Source organism: Klebsiella sp. HMSC16A12 (assembly GCF_001808265.1).
Classification (GTDB): domain Bacteria; phylum Pseudomonadota; class Gammaproteobacteria; order Enterobacterales; family Enterobacteriaceae; genus Klebsiella; species Klebsiella pneumoniae.
Genome location: NZ_KV792648.1, coordinates 36494 through 54446, shown reverse-complemented (window position 1 = coordinate 54446; position 17953 = coordinate 36494). Strand labels below are relative to the sequence as shown.

Sequence of the window (17953 nt, the reverse complement as noted above, 5' to 3'; positions counted from 1 at the left end):
GTCGCGAAATAATCTGCGCAGCTTTTGCCGATGTTGATGTGCGAAAAGCTGTTTTGACGTGGGCGTTTGGGCTATGCTATGCCGATCTGAAATAACACATCCATTGGCTACACTTTGTAGCTGTATTGAAAACAGGACCACTGGCTGCCATGCAAGAGCAATACCGCCCGGAAGAGATAGAATCGAAAGTCCAGCTTCACTGGGACGAAAATCGTACATTTGAAGTAACTGAAGACGAGAGCAAAGAGAAGTATTACTGCCTGTCGATGCTTCCTTATCCTTCTGGTCGACTACACATGGGTCACGTGCGTAACTACACCATCGGCGACGTGATTGCCCGCTACCAGCGCATGCTGGGCAAAAACGTCCTGCAGCCGATCGGCTGGGATGCGTTCGGTCTGCCGGCAGAAGGGGCGGCGGTGAAAAACAACACCGCGCCAGCGCCGTGGACCTACGACAACATTGCCTACATGAAAAACCAGCTCAAAATGCTGGGCTTCGGCTATGACTGGAGCCGCGAGCTGGCGACCTGCACCCCGGAATACTACCGCTGGGAGCAGAAGTTTTTCACCGAGCTGTACAAAAAAGGCCTGGTGTACAAAAAAACCTCCGCAGTGAACTGGTGCCCGAATGACCAGACCGTGCTGGCCAACGAACAGGTTATCGACGGCTGCTGCTGGCGCTGCGATACCAAGGTCGAGCGTAAAGAGATCCCGCAGTGGTTTATTAAAATCACCGCCTACGCCGATGAACTGCTGAACGATCTGGATAAGCTGGACCACTGGCCGGACACCGTGAAGACCATGCAGCGCAACTGGATCGGCCGTTCGGAAGGGGTAGAAATCTCCTTTGACGTCAACGACTACGCTGACAAACTGACTGTCTACACCACCCGTCCGGACACCTTTATGGGTTGTACCTACCTGGCCGTCGCGGCGGGTCACCCGCTGGCGCAGCAGGCTGCGGCGAACAATCCGGCGCTGGCCACCTTTATCGACGAGTGCCGCAATACCAAAGTGGCCGAAGCCGACATGGCGACGATGGAGAAAAAAGGCGTCGATACCGGCTTTAAAGCCATTCATCCGCTGACCGGTGAAGAAATTCCGGTCTGGGCGGCAAACTTTGTGCTGATGGAATACGGCACCGGCGCGGTAATGGCCGTTCCGGGTCACGACCAGCGCGACTACGAGTTCGCCAGCAAGTACGGTCTGAACATTAAGCCGGTTATCCTCGCTGCCGACGGCTCCGAGCCGGATCTCTCCGAGCAGGCGCTGACCGAGAAAGGCGTCCTGTTTAACTCCGGCGAGTTCAGCGGTCTTGATTATGAAGCGGGCTTCAACGCCATTGCCGACAAACTGGCTGCTATGGGCGTGGGCGAGCGTAAAGTTAACTACCGTCTGCGCGACTGGGGCGTATCCCGTCAGCGCTACTGGGGCGCGCCGATCCCGATGGTGACCCTGGAAGATGGCACCGTGCTGCCGACCCCGGAAGATCAGCTGCCGGTGATCCTGCCGGAAGACGTGGTCATGGACGGCATCACCAGCCCGATCAAAGCCGATCCTGAATGGGCCAAGACCACCGTCAACGGCCAGCCGGCGCTGCGCGAAACCGACACCTTTGACACCTTTATGGAATCCTCCTGGTACTATGCGCGCTACACCTGCCCGCAGTATCAGGAAGGAATGCTGGATTCGAAAGCGGCCAACTACTGGCTGCCGGTAGATATCTACATCGGCGGTATCGAACACGCCATCATGCACCTGCTCTACTTCCGCTTCTTCCATAAGCTGATGCGCGACGCGGGCATGGTGAACTCCGATGAGCCGGCGAAACAGCTGCTGTGCCAGGGCATGGTGCTGGCTGACGCGTTCTACTATGTGGGCGAAAACGGCGAACGTAACTGGGTTTCCCCGGTTGACGCCATCGTTGAGCGCGACGAAAAAGGCCGCATCGTGAAGGCCAAAGACGCGGCGGGCCACGAGCTGGTGTACACCGGCATGAGCAAGATGTCCAAGTCGAAAAACAACGGCATCGACCCGCAGGTGATGGTTGAGCGCTACGGCGCGGATACCGTGCGTCTGTTCATGATGTTTGCGTCCCCGGCGGATATGACCCTCGAGTGGCAGGAATCTGGCGTTGAAGGGGCGAACCGCTTCCTGAAACGCGTCTGGAAACTGGTCTACGAGCACACCACCAAAGGAGAGGTTGCGGCACTGAACGTGGCGGCTCTGAGCGAAGATCAGAAAGCGCTGCGTCGCGATATCCACAAAACCATCGCCAAAGTGACCGATGACATCGGCCGTCGTCAGACCTTCAACACCGCCATCGCGGCAATCATGGAGCTGATGAACAAGCTGGCGAAAGCGCCGCAGGAAGATGAGCAAGATCGTGCGCTGATGCAGGAAGCTCTGCTGGCGGTGGTGCGTATGCTCAACCCGTTCACTCCGCACGCCAGCTTCACCCTGTGGCGTGAGCTGAACGGCGAAGGCGATATCGACAACGCGCCGTGGCCGGTAGCGGATGAGAGCGCGATGGTGGAAGACAGCACCCTCGTCGTCGTCCAGGTCAATGGCAAAGTTCGTGGTAAAATTACCGTTGCGGTAGATGCAACTGAAGAGCAGGTTCGCGAGCGCGCCGGCCAGGAACATCTGGTGGCGAAATATCTCGACGGTAAAACCGTGCGTAAAGTGATTTACGTTCCGGGTAAACTGCTCAATCTGGTCGTTGGCTAAGCGCGGGAGGAAGCGTGCGATATCTGGTAACAATGTTGTTATCTCTGGCGGTGCTCGTCACCGCCGGCTGTGGCTGGCATTTGCGTAGCACTACCAAGGTGCCCGCCACCATGAAAACCATGATTTTCCAGTCGAGCGATCCGAACGGCCCGTTAAGCCGCGCGGTACGTAATCAGCTGCGTCTTAACGGCGTGGAACTGATCGACGCCAGCACGCTGCGTAAAGATGTCCCTTCTCTGCGCCTCGATGGCTCGTCGATTCAGAAAGATACCGCATCGGTGTTCCAGGATGGTCGTACGGCGGAGTATCAGATGGTCATGACCGTTCATGCCAGCGTCCTGATCCCGGGTCACGATATCTATCCGATTACCACCAAGGTCTACCGGTCGTTCTTTGATAACCCGCAGGCGGCATTAGCGAAAGACGCCGAGCAGGATATGATTATCCAGGAAATGTACGACAAAGCGGCGGAACAGCTGATTCGTAAGCTGCCAAGCGTTCAGGTAGCGGATGTTGAAGCAACCCAGCAGGAAGAGAAACCGGTCGCCAGCAGCGCGGCGCCGGCTTCCTCGGGTAACCGCGTCTCCACCACGCTGGGTCAATGATGATTCGGTTGTACCCGGAACAGCTCCGCGCGCAGCTCACTGAAGGGCTGCGCGCGGCCTATCTGCTGCTTGGCAACGATCCCCTGCTGTTGCAGGAAAGCCAGGACGCCATTCGCGAAGCTGCTGCCGCGCAGGGCTTTACCGAGCACCATACTTTTTCAATCGACAACAGCACCGACTGGCAGGCGATTTTCGCCTTAAGCCAGGCGATGAGCCTGTTTGCCAGCCGGCAAACCCTGCTGTTGATCCTACCGGAAAACGGCCCCAACGCGGCGATCAATGAACAGCTCGCCACGCTGGTTGGCCTGCTGCACGACGACCTGCTGCTGATAGTTCGCGGAAATAAGCTGACCAAAGCCCAGGAGAATGCCGCATGGCTCACCGCCCTGGCTCAGCGCGCAGTCCAGGTCAGTTGCCAGACGCCGGAATACGCGCAGCTGCCGCGCTGGCTGGCCGCCCGTGCCAAACAGCATCAGCTGCAGCTCGACGACGCGGCCAGTCAGCTGCTGTGCTACTGTTACGAAGGCAATCTGCTGGCGCTGGCGCAGGCGCTGGAGCGTCTGGCGCTGCTCTGGCCGGACGGTAAGCTAACCCTGCCCCGCGTTGAGCAAGCGGTAAACGATGCCGCGCACTTTACGCCTTACCATTGGGTCGATGCCCTACTGGCCGGCAAAAGTAAGCGCGTGCTGCACGTCCTGCAGCAGTTACGCCTTGAAGGCTGCGAGCCGGCGATCCTGCTGCGTACTCTGCAGCGGGAGCTGCTGCTGCTGGTTACCCTCAAGCGCCAGGCGACGCACACGCCGCTGCGCTCGCTGTTTGATAAACATCGGGTCTGGCAAAACCGCCGTCAGCTGCTCAGCGACGCCCTCACGCGCCTGAGCGGGGAACAGCTGCGCCAGGCGGTGACCCTTCTGACCCGCGCGGAGCTCACCTTTAAACAGGATTACGGGCACGACGTCTGGCCCGAACTGGAAAGTCTTTCGTTGTTGCTCTGCCACAAAGCCCTGGCGGACGTTTTTATTGATGGTTGATATGACTCAGTTACAGGCAATCTATGGCGGCACCTTCGATCCGGTGCATTACGGTCACCTCAAGCCGGTTGAGATCCTGGCGAATCAGATTGGCCTGAGCAAGGTCATCATCATGCCTAACAACGTCCCGCCGCACCGGCCGCAGCCGGAAGCCACCAGCGCCCAGCGCGTGCACATGCTGAAGCTGGCGATTGCCGATAAACCGCTGTTCACGCTCGATGAACGCGAACTACGGCGCGATACCCCCTCCTGGACGGCGCAAACGCTGCAGGAGTGGCGCCAGGAGCAGGGGCCGCGCAAACCGCTGGCGTTTATCATTGGCCAGGATTCGCTACTGACCTTTCCCACCTGGCACAACTATGAAACCATTCTCGACAATGTCCACCTGATTGTTTGCCGCCGCCCGGGTTACCCGCTGACCATGGCGCAGGAAGCGGATCAGCGCTGGCTAGATCGCCATTTAACCCACGACGTGGAGTCTCTGCATAACCGCCCTTCCGGCGTGATCTACCTGGCTGAGACGCCGTGGTTCGATATTTCCGCGACGATCATCCGCCAGCGCCTTGAGCGCGGCGAGTCCTGCGCCGAGATGCTGCCCGCCGCCGTGCTGGATTACATCCGCGAGCAGGGACTCTATTGCTGACCCCAGGCTGGGCCTGGCGCGAAAAAAGCGCTATCGTAACGCCATCTCTTCATCGCCTGTCAGAGCCTGTTCATGAAATTGTGGTTAGTTCGCCATGGCGAAACCGAAGCCAACGTTGCCGGGTTATACAGCGGCCATGCCCCAACGCCCCTGACGCCGCGCGGCGTCGCTCAGGCGCGCGCGCTCGGCGAACGGCTGCGCCTGGCGCCTTTCGATAAAGTATTCTGTAGCGAGCTGGCGCGGACCGGGACAACGGCCGATCTGCTGCTTGGCGACCGCGCTATTCCGCGTGAGCGCCATCCCGCGCTCAATGAGATGTTTTTCGGCGACTGGGAGATGCGTCATCATCGCGACCTCCAGCGAGAAGATGCGGAAAACTATGCCGCCTGGTGTGCCGACTGGCAGCATGCGGCCCCCACCAACGGCGAAAGCTTTCAGAATTTTGCCCGCCGCGTCAGCGAGTTTATCCCAACGCTGACCGACTGCCGCCATCTTGACCATCTGCTGATCGTCGGCCATCAGGGCGTCCTGAGCCTGCTGACCGCCCTGCTGTTGCAGATGCCTGCGGCGGCGATGTGGCACTTTCCCATTGCCCATGGCGCCTGGAGCCTCCTCGAAATCCGCGACGATTTCACCACCCTGCGGGTATTAAATAGCCAGGCCGTCTGGCGGCCGCAAGAAGAATTCCCGCCAGACCATTGACAGGCCAGAGCAGGCTGTTATTCTCCGCTGCCAGGCAGCATCCGCCAAAGCCGGTTTGCAGAAATTGTTTTACAAAAATGGCGATGCAATCCGCGGCGAGGGATGGGATGATAGCCCGCCACGAACGCCTGCCGACAGACATTTCACCCGACTTTTTCATCAGTTCAGGTATACTGTCAGGCTCTTTATGATTATCAATCTTCACGCACCCAGGGGGAACACTTGCAGGGTAAAGCACTCCAGGATTTTGTTATCGACAAAATTGATGACCTGAAAGGTCAGGACATCGTTGCCATTGATGTACATGGCAAATCCAGCATCACCGATTGCATGATTATCTGCACCGGCACCTCCACGCGTCATGTGATGTCTATCGCCGACCACGTGGTTCAGGAGTCCCGCGCCGCCGGCATGCTGCCGCTGGGCGTTGAAGGGGAAGCCGCCGCCGACTGGATCGTCGTCGACCTCGGCGACGTGATGGTCCACGTCATGCAGGAAGAGAGCCGTCGTCTGTACGAGCTGGAAAAACTCTGGAGTTAATGCGTGAAGTTGCAGCTGGTGGCCGTTGGCACCAAAATGCCGGACTGGGTACAGACCGGCTTTAGCGAGTATCTGCGCCGTTTTCCCAAAGATATGCCGTTCGAGCTGGTGGAGATCCCTGCCGGTAAGCGCGGTAAGAACGCTGATATCAAACGCATCCTCGAAAAAGAGGGCGAGATGATGTTAGCCGCTGCCGGTAAGAACCGCATCGTGACCCTGGATATTCCGGGTAAACCATGGGATACACCGCAGCTGGCGCGCGAACTGGAACGCTGGAAACAGGACGGGCGCGACGTCAGTTTACTGGTAGGCGGCCCGGAAGGTCTCTCTCCCGCCTGTAAAGCAGCGGCGGAACAGAGTTGGTCGCTCTCCACCCTCACCTTACCTCACCCGCTGGTGCGCGTACTGGTGGCCGAGAGTCTGTACCGGGCGTGGAGCATCACCACCAACCACCCGTACCACCGTGAGTAATGATGATCAGGGTAGACTAAGCAGCGAATGAAATTACAGAATTCTTTCCGCGACTATACGGCTGAATCCTCGCTGTTCGTGCGCCGGGCGCTGGTCGCTTTTTTGGGGATTTTGCTGCTTACCGGCGTTCTGATCGCCAACCTGTACAATGTGCAAATCGTTCGCTTCGACGACTATCAGACGCGCTCGAACGAAAACCGCATCAAGCTGGTGCCGATCCCGCCGAGCCGCGGCATTATTTACGATCGCAACGGCACCCCGCTGGCGCTTAACCGCACCATTTACCAGCTGGAGATGATGCCGGAGAAAGTCGATAACGTACAGCAGACGCTGGATGCGCTACGCGACGTCGTCGATTTAACCGACGATGACATCGCCGGTTTCAAAAAGGAGCGCGCCCGCTCCCATCGTTTTACCTCGATTCCGGTAAAGGTCAACCTCAGCGAAGTGCAGGTGGCCCGCTTTGCCGTCAACCAGTACCGCTTTCCCGGCGTGGAAGTCAAAGGCTACAAGCGTCGTTATTACCCCTATAATTCGGCGCTGACTCACGTCATTGGCTATGTCTCAAAAATTAACGATAAAGACGTCGACCGCCTGGATAAAGAGGGCAAGCTGGCCAACTACGCCTCGACGCACGACATTGGTAAGCTGGGTATAGAGCGTTATTACGAGGACGTTCTGCACGGTCAGACCGGCTACGAAGAGGTTGAAGTGAACAACCGCGGCCGCGTCATTCGTCAGCTGAAAGAGGTGCCTCCGCAGGCCGGACGCGACATCTACCTCACCCTCGACCTCAAGCTGCAGCAGTATATTGAAACGCTGCTGGCCGGCAGCCGCGCCGCCGTGGTGGTGACCGACCCGCGTACCGGCGCTATTCTGGCGCTGGTTTCAACCCCGAGCTATGACCCGAACCTGTTCGTCGACGGCATCTCCAGCAAAGATTACTCCGCGCTGCTCAACGACCCGAACACACCGTTGGTCAACCGAGCAACGCAGGGGGTCTATCCGCCGGCGTCGACGGTCAAACCGTACGTCGCCGTCTCGGCGCTGAGCGCCGGGGTGATCACCCGCAACACCAGCCTCTTCGACCCCGGCTGGTGGCAGTTGCCTGGCTCAGAGAAACGCTATCGTGACTGGAAAAAGTGGGGCCACGGCCATCTGAACGTCACCAAAGCGCTCGAGGAGTCTGCAGATACCTATTTCTACCAGGTCGCCTATGACATGGGCATCGACCGTCTCTCAGAGTGGATGAGCAAGTTTGGCTACGGCCACTACACCGGTATCGACCTCTCCGAGGAGCGCTCTGGCAACATGCCGACCCGCGAATGGAAGCTCAAGCGCTTTAAGAAACCCTGGTACCAGGGGGACACCATTCCGGTGGGCATCGGCCAGGGTTACTGGACCGCCACGCCGATCCAGATGAACAAAGCGCTGATGATCCTGATTAACGACGGCGTGGTGAAGGTGCCGCATCTGCTGCAGAGCACCGTGGAAGACGGCAAGCCCGTACCCTGGGTCCAGCCCCATGAGCCGCCGGTAGGCGATATCCATTCCGGCTATTGGGAAATCGCCAAAGACGGCATGTACGGCGTGGCCAACCGCGGCAACGGCACCGCGCACAAATACTTCGCCAGCGCGCCGTATAAAATCGCGGCCAAGTCAGGTACCGCTCAGGTGTTCGGCCTGAAGGCCAACGAAACCTATAACGCGCACCGGATCTCCGAGCGCTTGCGCGACCATAAACTGATGACGGCGTTTGCGCCTTATAACAACCCGCAGGTTGCCGTGGCGATGATTCTGGAAAACGGCGGCGCCGGCCCGGCGGTCGGTACGATTATGCGCCAGATCCTCGATCACATCATGCTGGGCGATAACAACACTACGCTGCCAAGCGAAAACCCGGCGGTAACCGCAGGGGAGGATCAATAATGACGGATAATCCGAACAAAAAATCGCTATGGGATAAAATCCATCTTGACCCCACCATGCTGCTTATCCTGCTGGCGCTGCTGACCTACAGCGCGCTGGTTATCTGGAGCGCCAGCGGTCAGGATGTCGGCATGATGGAGCGTAAAATCGGCCAGATCGCCATGGGCGTGGTGATCATGATCGTCATGGCGCAGATCCCGCCGCGGGTCTATGAAGGCTGGGCGCCCTACCTCTATATTTTCTGTATCATCCTGCTGGTAGCCGTTGACGCCTTCGGCGCCATCTCCAAAGGGGCGCAGCGCTGGCTGGATCTCGGTATTGTGCGCTTTCAGCCGTCGGAGATCGCCAAAATAGCCGTGCCGCTGATGGTAGCGCGGTTTATTAACCGCGATGTCTGTCCACCGTCGCTGAAGAACACCGGCATTGCCCTGGTGCTAATCTTCCTGCCGACGCTGCTGGTGGCGGCGCAGCCTGACCTCGGGACCTCGATCCTGATCGCCCTATCCGGGCTGTTTGTGCTGTTCCTCTCCGGCCTCAGCTGGCGCCTGATTGGTATCGCCGTGGTGCTGGTCGCCGCCTTTATTCCGATCCTGTGGTTCTTCCTGATGCACGACTATCAGCGTCAGCGCGTGATGATGCTCCTCGATCCGGAAACCGACCCGCTGGGCGCCGGCTATCACATTATTCAGTCTAAAATTGCCATTGGCTCCGGCGGTCTGCGCGGCAAAGGCTGGCTGCACGGCACCCAGTCGCAGCTGGAGTTTCTGCCGGAACGCCACACCGACTTTATCTTCGCCGTCCTCGCCGAAGAGCTGGGCCTGATTGGCGTACTGATCCTGCTAGCGCTTTATATTCTGCTGATTATGCGCGGACTGTGGATCGCCGCCCAGGCGCAAACCACCTTTGGCCGGGTCATGGCCGGTGGTTTAATGTTGATTTTATTCGTTTATGTCTTCGTAAATATTGGTATGGTGAGTGGTATTTTACCGGTGGTGGGCGTACCGTTGCCGCTGGTGAGCTACGGGGGCTCCGCCCTGATCGTACTGATGGCCGGGTTTGGTATCGTAATGTCGATCCATACCCACAGAAAAATGTTGTCGAAAAGCGTTTAAAGGGGTTAGCAATGCGTAAGCAATGGCTGGGGATCTGCATAGCAGCGGGGCTGCTGGCGGCATGTTCGAGTGATGACGTGCAACAAAAAACGGTCAGTACTCCACAGCCGGCCGTCTGTAATGGCCCGACGGTTGAGATCAGCGGCGCCGATCCGCAGTATGAAACGCCGAACGCCACGGCGAATCAGGATTATGAGCGCGACGGTAAAAGCTACAAAATCGTTCAGGATCCGGCCAACTTTACTCAGGCCGGTTTCGCGGCGATCTATGACGCAGAACCCAACAGCAACCTGACCGCCAGCGGCGAAGCCTTCGATCCGACTCAGTTGACCGCAGCGCACCCGACGCTGCCGATCCCGAGCTACGCGCGGATCACTAACCTTGCCAACGGACGGATGATCGTCGTGCGGATTAACGATCGCGGTCCCTATGGCAACGATCGGGTCATCTCGCTTTCCCGCGCATCCGCTGACCGCCTGAACACCTCCAACAACACCAAAGTGCGCATCGACCCCATTATCGTCGCGCCTGACGGTTCGCTTTCCGGCCCGGGGATGGCCTGTACCACCGTCGCCAAACAGACTTACGCCCTGCCCGCCCGTCCGAATCTGGACGGTGGGGACGCCGCTGGCATGAGCCAACCCGCACCCACTGACGTTCGCCCGATCAGCAACAGCACGCTGACGCCGGCAGACAGCGTGGGCGCGCCGGTGAACAGCGGCGGTTTCCTCGGCGCGCCGACGCCCCTGAACAACGGCGTGCTGGAGAGTAGCGAACCAGCGGCAGCCGCCGCGACGGCTCCTGCCGCCGGCGCCACGCCAACAGCGCCAGTGACCGCGCCTGGCTCCATTCAGGGTAATGTGGCGCCCGCTGCGGCCACCGCCGCAGCCGCAGCCGCTGGCGCCGTGGCGGCCTCGTCCTCCGCGACCTCCAGCGCCAGCGGTAATTTTGTTGTCCAGGTGGGCGCAGTAAGCGACCAGACGCGGGCGCAGCAGTATCAGCAGCGCCTGAGCCAGCAGTTTTCTGTGCCAGGCCGGGTCATGCAAAACGGCGCGGTCTGGCGTATTCAGCTGGGTCCCTTTGCTGATAAAGCACAGGCCAGCGCCGTGCAGCAGCGCCTGCAAAGCGAAGCGCAGCTGCAGTCCTTTATTACTCGCGCCAACTAAACGCCGCGGGCCGCCCGTTCACCTCGCGCATGTAAAAGTCATTAACAAACTCATGCGCAATGTCGGATGCTGGCCCGCAGAGCATTTGCTATAGTAAGGCACTTTTTTAACTCCATCACGGATGCCGTTGTTCTGACCATGAAGACCTCTTTCACCGCTCGTTTACTCATTACGGCGCTCTCCGTTGCAGCGCTCTCCTCCGCTGCCCGCGCCGATGACCTGAATATCAAAACGATGATCCCAGGCGCCCCGCAGATTGACGCCGAATCCTGGATCCTTATCGATTACAACTCTGGCAAGGTACTGGCTGAAAACAATGCCGACTCCCGCCGCGACCCGGCCAGTCTGACCAAAATGATGACCAGCTATGTTATCGGTCAGGCGATGAAAGCGGGCAAATTCAAAGAGTCCGATCTGGTCACCGTCGGCAACGATGCCTGGGCCACCGGCAACCCGGTTTTCAAAGGCTCTTCTCTGATGTTCCTCAAGCCGGGCATGCAGGTGCCGGTTTCTCAGCTGATCCGTGGTATTAACCTGCAGTCCGGTAACGATGCCTGCGTGGCGATGGCCGACTACGTCGCCGGCAGCCAGGACGCCTTCGTCAGCCTGATGAACAACTACGTAAACGCTCTGGGCCTGAAAAACACCCATTTCCAGACCGTTCACGGTCTTGATGCTGACGGACAGTACAGCTCCGCGCGCGACATGGCGCTGATTGGCCAGGCGCTGATCCGCGACGTACCGAACGAGTACTCCATCTATCGTGAGAAAGAGTTCACCTTCAACGGCATCCGCCAGCTGAACCGTAACGGCCTGCTGTGGGATAACAGCCTGAACGTCGACGGCATCAAAACCGGCCATACCGACAAAGCGGGTTACAACCTCGTCGCTTCCGCCACCGAAGGCCAGATGCGCCTGATCTCCGCGGTAATGGGCGGCCGGACGTTCAAAGGCCGTGAGTCGGAAAGCAAAAAACTGCTTACCTGGGGCTTCCGCTTCTTCGAAACCGTCAACCCGATTAAAGCTGGCAAAGAGTTTGCCTCCGAACCGGCCTGGTTCGGCGACAGCGATCGCGCTTCGCTGGGGGTGGATAAAGACGTCTACCTGACCATTCCGCGCGGCCGAATGAAAGATCTGAAAGCCAGCTACGTGCTGAATAACACTGAGCTGCACGCCCCGCTGCAGAAAAACCAGGTTGTCGGCACCATTAACTTCCAGTTGGATGGTAAAACCATCGACCAGCGTCCGCTGGTGGTCCTGCAGGAAATTCCGGAAGGTAATTTCTTCGGCAAAATTATTGATTACATTAAATTAATGTTCCACCACTGGTTTGGTTAAAAATCGAACACTTGAAAGTGTGATTTCCATCCCCATATACTATTCATCCAAGTAACCTGATAACTCCCGCCCTTGGTGGGAGTTATTATTTTGTCGTAACACCGGAGCTGACATGAAAACCAAACTTAACGAACTGCTTGAATTCCCTACGCCATTTACTTACAAAGTAATGGGGCAGGCGTTGCCGGAGCTGGTTGATCAGGTGGTGGAAGTGGTACAGCGCCATGCGCCTGGTGATTACTCGCCGTCAGTAAAACCGAGCAGCAAAGGTAACTACCACTCGGTCTCCATCACCATCAACGCCACCCACATTGAACAAGTGGAAACGCTGTACGAAGAGTTAGGCAATATCGATATCGTTCGGATGGTGCTGTAACCTTTTCCCTGACCCGGCCGCCGTGCCGGGTCTTCTCATTCCCTTCTGCACGGCTGTGATATACTCCCCAACCTGAATTCTCTCTTCCCGGCGGAGATGTTGTTTTGCAGCACAATAAAATTCTTATCCGGCAGCTTGGCCTGCAACCTTACGAACCCGTCTCGCAGGCGATGCATGAATTTACCGACGCCCGTGATGAAGATACCCTCGACGAGATCTGGCTGGTGGAACATCACCCCGTATTCACCCAGGGTCAGGCCGGCAAAGCGGAACACGTGCTGGTGCCCGGCGATATTCCGGTGATCCAGAGCGATCGCGGCGGCCAGGTCACCTATCACGGTCCGGGACAGCAGGTGATGTACGTCCTGTTGGACCTCAAGCGCCGTAAGCTGGGCGTGCGGGAGCTGGTGACGCTACTGGAGCAAACGGTCGTCAATACCCTGGCTGAATATAGTATCGAGTCGCACCCCCGCGCCGATGCCCCTGGCGTCTATGTCGGCGAACGCAAAATCTGCTCTCTGGGATTGCGGATCCGTAAAGGTTGTTCTTTCCACGGTCTGGCGCTTAATATCGCCATGGATCTCACACCGTTTTTGCGTATCAACCCCTGCGGCTACGCCGGTATGGAGATGACGCAAATGCGCCAGTGGCAGCCGGCAGCCTCCCCGGAGACGGTCGCTCCGCGACTGGTCGCCAATCTGCTGGCGCTGCTAAATCATCCACCACACGAATATCTTCCCCGGGATTAAGCGGCAGGCCAACGTCCCGCTGTCAGCGGGGCGCTAAACGAGTAACACGTTATTTTTGCAATCAATTGTCACGCACGGCAACGCGGTGGGCCGCTATACTTGGCCTATCATTCCCAACCGGACTCATCGCGTGCCAGAGAATACGCCTCCGTCAGAATCTCCTGACAGACAGGATGAACGTTACGATCGTCAAATGTTTCGCATCCTGCGTAATATTGACCTCAATCTGTTGACGATCTTTGAAGCGGTATACGTGCATAAAGGTATCGTCAACGCCGCGAAGATACTCAATATCACACCCTCGGCGATTAGCCAGTCAATTAACAAACTGCGGGCGTTGTTCCCCGATCCGCTATTTATCCGCAAAGGACAGGGCGTCACCCCCACCGCCTATGCCACCCATCTTCATCAATACATCAGCCGCGGCATGGAAGCTTTCCTCAGCGCGCTGGATATCACCGGTAGCCCGCACCAGCAGCGGGTGATCACTATCGCCACTACGCCAGCGATGGGAGCGCTGCTGATGCCTGGCCTGGCCAGCGCGCTGAAGCCGACCTTTCCGCAGATCCTGTTGCACAATATCGCCATCGTCGACGCCGCGCGGCAGCTTGACCAGCGCCAGGTGGATCTGCTCATTGATACCCACCTGCACAGCGGCCAGGCGATAAGCCATCATGTGCTGTATCAGGATCGGGTACAGATGTACTGCCGCGCAGGGCATCCCGCGCTGGACGGTCCGCAGGATGAAACGACCCTCGCGGAGTACGAATTTGCGCTGCTGCTGCCGGAAGGCCAGCGCTACCCCACCCTCCATCGCCGACTACAGGAAGAGATGGGCGAGCGCCGCTGCGGCTTTAGCACCTTTAACCTGATGACCCAGGCGGCGATGATCGCCGGGAGCGATATGCTAGGTCTGACCACCGAACGCCTGTTCGCCATGGTGTCCCGTCTCTGGCCGCTGCAGACCCTGGATTTCCCTTCCCTCGGTGAAGAGCAGATTGACGTTGCGCTGCACTTTAATAAGCTGAGCGGGAAAGAGCCATTGCTGAAAGAGATCATCGAGACGGTGATCCGCTCGTTTAAGGCGTAGCGCACGGAAGGGAAAAGGATAAAACAACAACTATTTTACAATTTGCCGGGCAGGCAGGCTGCATTCTGCCCCTTTTCAATGGTATACTGCCTGCTCTTGATTCAAATATAGTTGATAATTGCAACATTTCATTGAATTAATTCGCTTTCCTTCGTGACTCGCAACTGGAACACGCACGCTATGAGTAAACCCATTGTGATGGAACGCGGTGTTAAGTACCGCGACGCCGATAAAATGGCCCTTATCCCGGTGAAAAACGTGGCAACTGAGCGTGAAGCTCTGCTCAGAAAACCGGAATGGATGAAAATCAAACTTCCGGCTGACTCGTCCCGTATCCAGGGAATCAAAGCAGCGATGCGTAAGAACGGCCTGCACTCTGTGTGCGAAGAGGCCTCCTGCCCGAACCTTGCAGAATGCTTCAACCACGGTACCGCGACCTTTATGATCCTCGGCGCGATCTGTACCCGCCGTTGCCCGTTCTGCGACGTCGCGCATGGACGCCCGGTCGCGCCAGATGCAAACGAGCCACAAAAGCTGGCGCAAACTATCGCCGATATGGGTCTGCGCTATGTCGTAGTCACCTCGGTAGACCGTGACGACCTGCGTGATGGCGGCGCACAGCATTTTGCCGACTGCATCAGCGCCATTCGCGAGAAAAATCCGTCGATTAAGATCGAAACGCTGGTTCCGGATTTCCGCGGCCGCATGGATCGCGCACTTGATATTCTGACGGTGACCCCGCCGGATGTCTTCAACCATAACCTCGAAAACGTGCCCCGTCTTTATCGTCAGGTACGTCCGGGCGCGGATTACAACTGGTCGCTGAAGCTGCTGGAGCGTTTTAAAGAAGCGCACCCGGAGATCCCGACGAAATCCGGCCTGATGGTAGGTCTGGGCGAAACCAACGACGAGATCATCGAAGTGATGCGCGACCTGCGTCGCCATGGCGTCACCATGCTGACGTTAGGCCAGTATCTGCAGCCGAGCCGTCACCACCTGCCGGTGCAGCGCTACGTCAGCCCGGAAGAGTTTGAAGAGATGAAAGCGGAAGCGATGGCGATGGGCTTCACCCACGCCGCCTGCGGTCCCTTCGTCCGCTCTTCCTATCATGCCGACCTGCAGGCTAAAGGGATGGAAGTTAAATAACCCACCGCTTCCGCCGCTGCGCGCCTGTTCGGCGCAGCGGCTCTCTCCGCTTCATCCGTTTCGCCTGTCCGTAACAGTTAGTTGCATCTTTTCTCCGCGGCGTCGACAAAAACGACAAAGGCCGCAACGATAAACGTCGCGGCCTCTTCGCCGTACCGCCAGCATCCCGTCAGGGGACGCAGCCGGAGAATTACTCTTTATGAGAGAGCTTCTGCGCCGGCGCTTCTTCTTCTGCGGTGGTTTTCTTCGCGCTATCGTCATCTTCGTTCATGGCTTTTTTAAAGCCCTTGATAGCCGACCCCAGGTCGCCGCCCAGCGTACGTAATTTCTTGGTACCAAACACTAAGATAATCAGTGCTGCGACTACCAGCAGTTTGGTAATACTAATCTCACCCATAGCTAACCTTCTTCTCTATACAAGCTGCGAATACGCCATCATACACGCATTTATCCGTCCTATTGTAATCCACCTGTGCGTGGGCTGCGTGTTTCGGCCCATAGCCTCCCCTCCGGGAGTGAGCGCTGAGATGTCCATCCTGACGTGCACAGCGAATTATTGGGATAAACAATACGGGTATTTGACGCGCGGACACAATAGCAATCTGTAACAAGGTGAATCAAGCCTTGTTTAAAAAAACGTCATAATAATTGCGGTGGCGCAAATCGTCGGTTCCGCAGCACTGGCAAACGCTCGCGAACGCGCGCAAGGTCATCCGCTGAGAGATCGGCAAAGATCAGCTGCGGCTCGCTCCCGGCCCCCGCCAGAGTGGTCCCCAGCGGATCGACGATGCGGCTCAGCCCGATATTGCGCGTTCCGCATTCGCCTGCCGCCACGATATAGCAGGTAGTATCGAGAGCGCGTGCCGCCAGCAGCGTCGCCCAGTGATACTCTTTCTGCGGCCCTTTCACCCATGCAGCGGGCAGCACCAGCAGCTGTGCCCCATTCAGGGCCAACGAAAGCGCCAGTTCCGGAAAGCGAAGATCGTAGCAGGTCATCAGGCCAACGCGTAATCCCGCCACCTCAATCACCGGCGGGATCTGCTGACCGGGATCCACCCGCCGGGACTCCTGCATCGCGAAGGCGTCATATAGATGAAGTTTATGATAATGGGCGATCACTGCGCCTTCCCGCAATACCACCAACGTGTTGGTCGCTCTCCCCTCCCCTGACGGCACATGGAGCGTCAGGACCGTGGTCAGGCTGTTACGCCTGCTCTCGGCCAACAGCGGCTGCAAAAATGCGCCATCCAGCGGCTGGGCCGATTTAACTGACAGATCCGGGTCGTTGTCATCCCGCGCCAGCAACGCCTCCGGCAGCACCAGCAGCGCCGCCCCTTCTCGCTCCGCCTGCTGCATCATCGCCACACAGGTTTGCGCATTCGTCCGCCATACTGGCGTGACGGCAAATTGTCCTGCCGCTACCCGCATGTTCTTCTCCCGTCAGGTTATGGATAGCCAATCGCGCCCGATGCGCGCTACACTTGACACTCTCTTACATCAAATAGCAGGAAACGACCGTGTTTCAACTTCTTTGCGCCGTTTTTATTGGCGGCGGCACCGGCAGCGTATTGCGCTGGTGGCTCGGCATGAAGCTCAATCCTGTGCACCATGCTATCCCGATTGGGACTCTAACGGCCAACCTGTTAGGCGCCTTTGTGATTGGCGCCGGGCTGGCGTGGTTTAATCGTCTGACCGGTATTGACCCGATGTGGAAACTGCTGATTACCACCGGTTTCTGCGGCGGCCTGACCACGTTCTCCACCTTTTCTGCGGAAGTGGTGTTTCTCCTGCAGCAGGGCCGGGTAAGCTGGGCGCTGCTCAACGTCGCGGTGAATTTGCTGGGTTCGTTTGCGATGACGGCGGTCGCCTTCTGGCTTTTCTCGCAGGCGGCCAGCCGCTAAAAGCGAAGGAGACAGGCAAAAAAAAACCCGCTTATTAGCGGGTTTTTATATTCTACTGACGCGTTGCTTACAGAGCGATGACGTTTGCAGCAGAAGGGCCTTTGGCACCGTTAGTGATTTCGAACTCTACGCGCTGACCTTCAGCCAGAGTTTTGAAACCGTTGGACTGGATTGCAGAGAAGTGTACGAATACATCTTTGCTGCCATCTTCCGGAGTAATGAAACCGAATCCTTTGGACTCATTAAACCACTTAACGTTACCTTTAATCTTAGACATCAAAATTACCTTTATATGAAAAATCGACACTAATGCTGTGTCGGGTATCAGTACACCAATTGTGGTACCTTTTGTCCAGTGCAACTTTGCTAAAAAGTGATAAAAGTCGCTATCTTTTTTAGTGGGTAACGCTTTAGTCCTTGTT

19 protein-coding genes are annotated in these 17953 nt (G+C 57.6%); 16 read left to right on the top strand and 3 right to left on the bottom strand.

All coding sequences use genetic code 11. The features are described 5' to 3' along the window. Nucleotides 1-149 precede the first annotated feature (149 nt). From leuS to lipA, 15 genes are all read left to right on the top strand, one after another. Nucleotides 150-2732, top strand: a complete 2583-nt coding sequence (gene leuS / locus HMPREF3140_RS24900; RefSeq protein WP_004147581.1) for a leucine--tRNA ligase — start codon at nt 150-152, stop codon at nt 2730-2732. Between the two features lie 14 nt (nt 2733-2746). Then, on the top strand, nt 2747-3337 hold the full coding sequence (gene lptE, locus HMPREF3140_RS24895; RefSeq protein WP_002894693.1) for an LPS assembly lipoprotein LptE: 591 nt from the start codon (nt 2747-2749) through the stop codon (nt 3335-3337). Continuing rightward, entirely contained in the window at nt 3337-4368 is a 1032-nt protein-coding gene (holA, locus tag HMPREF3140_RS24890; protein WP_002894692.1) for a DNA polymerase III subunit delta, read from the top strand. The genes lptE and holA overlap by 1 nt, the downstream gene beginning before the upstream one ends. Next, nucleotides 4361-5011, top strand: coding sequence for a nicotinate-nucleotide adenylyltransferase (nadD, locus tag HMPREF3140_RS24885; RefSeq protein WP_004176879.1), 651 nt, complete (start codon nt 4361-4363; stop codon nt 5009-5011). The genes holA and nadD overlap by 8 nt, the downstream gene beginning before the upstream one ends. A 72-nt stretch (nt 5012-5083) precedes the next feature. Further along, entirely contained in the window at nt 5084-5713 is a 630-nt protein-coding gene (locus HMPREF3140_RS24880; RefSeq protein WP_004151650.1) for an adenosylcobalamin/alpha-ribazole phosphatase, read from the top strand. A 222-nt stretch (nt 5714-5935) separates the two neighbouring features. Further along, on the top strand, nt 5936-6253 hold the full coding sequence (gene rsfS / locus HMPREF3140_RS24875; RefSeq protein ID WP_002894623.1) for a ribosome silencing factor: 318 nt from the start codon (nt 5936-5938) through the stop codon (nt 6251-6253). Nucleotides 6254-6256: 3 nt separating this feature from the next. After that, nucleotides 6257-6724, top strand: coding sequence for a 23S rRNA (pseudouridine(1915)-N(3))-methyltransferase RlmH (rlmH, locus tag HMPREF3140_RS24870; protein WP_002894620.1), 468 nt, complete (start codon nt 6257-6259; stop codon nt 6722-6724). Between the two features lie 27 nt (nt 6725-6751). Beyond that, nucleotides 6752-8653, top strand: a complete 1902-nt coding sequence (gene mrdA / locus HMPREF3140_RS24865) for a peptidoglycan DD-transpeptidase MrdA (RefSeq protein WP_002894617.1) — start codon at nt 6752-6754, stop codon at nt 8651-8653. Continuing rightward, nucleotides 8653-9765 (top strand): peptidoglycan glycosyltransferase MrdB, encoded by a 1113-nt coding sequence (mrdB, locus tag HMPREF3140_RS24860; RefSeq protein WP_002894613.1) that lies wholly within the window; start codon nt 8653-8655, stop codon nt 9763-9765. The genes mrdA and mrdB overlap by 1 nt, the downstream gene beginning before the upstream one ends. 11 nt (nt 9766-9776) lie before the next feature. After that, nucleotides 9777-10931 carry an endolytic peptidoglycan transglycosylase RlpA gene (gene rlpA / locus HMPREF3140_RS24855; protein ID WP_023279712.1) on the top strand — a complete coding sequence of 385 codons (1155 nt, stop codon included), beginning with the start codon at nt 9777-9779 and terminating at the stop codon, nt 10929-10931. Between the two features lie 138 nt (nt 10932-11069). Beyond that, a complete protein-coding gene (dacA, locus tag HMPREF3140_RS24850; protein ID WP_002894539.1) occupies nt 11070-12269 on the top strand; it encodes a D-alanyl-D-alanine carboxypeptidase DacA in 1200 nt (399 codons plus the stop codon). 112 nt (nt 12270-12381) lie between these two features. After that, on the top strand, nt 12382-12645 hold the full coding sequence (gene ybeD / locus HMPREF3140_RS24845) for a DUF493 family protein YbeD (RefSeq protein ID WP_002894474.1): 264 nt from the start codon (nt 12382-12384) through the stop codon (nt 12643-12645). 104 nt (nt 12646-12749) lie between these two features. After that, nucleotides 12750-13394: a lipoyl(octanoyl) transferase LipB gene (gene lipB, locus HMPREF3140_RS24840; protein ID WP_002894472.1), complete on the top strand. Its 645-nt coding sequence runs from the start codon at nt 12750-12752 to the stop codon at nt 13392-13394. 130 nt (nt 13395-13524) lie between these two features. Continuing rightward, nucleotides 13525-14484, top strand: coding sequence for a YbeF family transcriptional regulator (locus HMPREF3140_RS24835; RefSeq protein ID WP_004220154.1), 960 nt, complete (start codon nt 13525-13527; stop codon nt 14482-14484). A 180-nt stretch (nt 14485-14664) separates the two neighbouring features. After that, nucleotides 14665-15630, top strand: a complete 966-nt coding sequence (lipA, locus tag HMPREF3140_RS24830) for a lipoyl synthase (RefSeq protein WP_002894467.1) — start codon at nt 14665-14667, stop codon at nt 15628-15630. A 190-nt stretch (nt 15631-15820) separates the two neighbouring features. Here lipA and tatE read toward each other — a convergent pair whose 3' ends face one another. Continuing rightward, on the bottom strand, nt 15821-16027 hold the full coding sequence (gene tatE, locus HMPREF3140_RS24825) for a twin-arginine translocase subunit TatE (RefSeq protein WP_002894464.1): 207 nt from the start codon (nt 16025-16027) through the stop codon (nt 15821-15823). Between the two features lie 242 nt (nt 16028-16269). After that, the gene (locus HMPREF3140_RS24820; RefSeq protein WP_020803596.1) at nt 16270-17058 is read right to left on the bottom strand and encodes a deaminated glutathione amidase; all 789 of its coding nucleotides are present in this window, start codon (nt 17056-17058) and stop codon (nt 16270-16272) included. Between the two features lie 89 nt (nt 17059-17147). Between HMPREF3140_RS24820 and crcB the strand changes: the two genes are divergently transcribed. Continuing rightward, a complete protein-coding gene (gene crcB, locus HMPREF3140_RS24815; protein WP_002894459.1) occupies nt 17148-17531 on the top strand; it encodes a fluoride efflux transporter CrcB in 384 nt (127 codons plus the stop codon). Nucleotides 17532-17598: 67 nt separating this feature from the next. Here the strand turns inward: crcB and cspE are convergent, their stop codons facing one another. Beyond that, nucleotides 17599-17808, bottom strand: a complete 210-nt coding sequence (cspE, locus tag HMPREF3140_RS24810; protein WP_002439184.1) for a transcription antiterminator/RNA stability regulator CspE — start codon at nt 17806-17808, stop codon at nt 17599-17601. Nucleotides 17809-17953: the final 145 nt, after the last annotated feature.

Bases quoted from the DNA above. Each gene is read 5' to 3' on its own strand.
- leuS (WP_004147581.1), top strand. From the start codon at position 150: ATGCAAGAGCAATACCGCCCGGAAGAGATAGAATCGAAAGTCCAGCTT.
- holA (WP_002894692.1), top strand. From the start codon at position 3,337: ATGATTCGGTTGTACCCGGAACAGCTCCGCGCGCAGCTCACTGAAGGG.
- nadD (WP_004176879.1), top strand. From the start codon at position 4,361: ATGGTTGATATGACTCAGTTACAGGCAATCTATGGCGGCACCTTCGAT.
- HMPREF3140_RS24880 (WP_004151650.1), top strand. From the start codon at position 5,084: ATGAAATTGTGGTTAGTTCGCCATGGCGAAACCGAAGCCAACGTTGCC.
- mrdA (WP_002894617.1), top strand. From the start codon at position 6,752: ATGAAATTACAGAATTCTTTCCGCGACTATACGGCTGAATCCTCGCTG.
- mrdB (WP_002894613.1), top strand. From the start codon at position 8,653: ATGACGGATAATCCGAACAAAAAATCGCTATGGGATAAAATCCATCTT.
- rlpA (WP_023279712.1), top strand. From the start codon at position 9,777: ATGCGTAAGCAATGGCTGGGGATCTGCATAGCAGCGGGGCTGCTGGCG.
- dacA (WP_002894539.1), top strand. From the start codon at position 11,070: ATGAAGACCTCTTTCACCGCTCGTTTACTCATTACGGCGCTCTCCGTT.
- ybeD (WP_002894474.1), top strand. From the start codon at position 12,382: ATGAAAACCAAACTTAACGAACTGCTTGAATTCCCTACGCCATTTACT.
- lipA (WP_002894467.1), top strand. From the start codon at position 14,665: ATGAGTAAACCCATTGTGATGGAACGCGGTGTTAAGTACCGCGACGCC.
- tatE (WP_002894464.1), bottom strand. From the start codon at position 16,027: ATGGGTGAGATTAGTATTACCAAACTGCTGGTAGTCGCAGCACTGATT.
- HMPREF3140_RS24820 (WP_020803596.1), bottom strand. From the start codon at position 17,058: ATGCGGGTAGCGGCAGGACAATTTGCCGTCACGCCAGTATGGCGGACG.
- cspE (WP_002439184.1), bottom strand. From the start codon at position 17,808: ATGTCTAAGATTAAAGGTAACGTTAAGTGGTTTAATGAGTCCAAAGGA.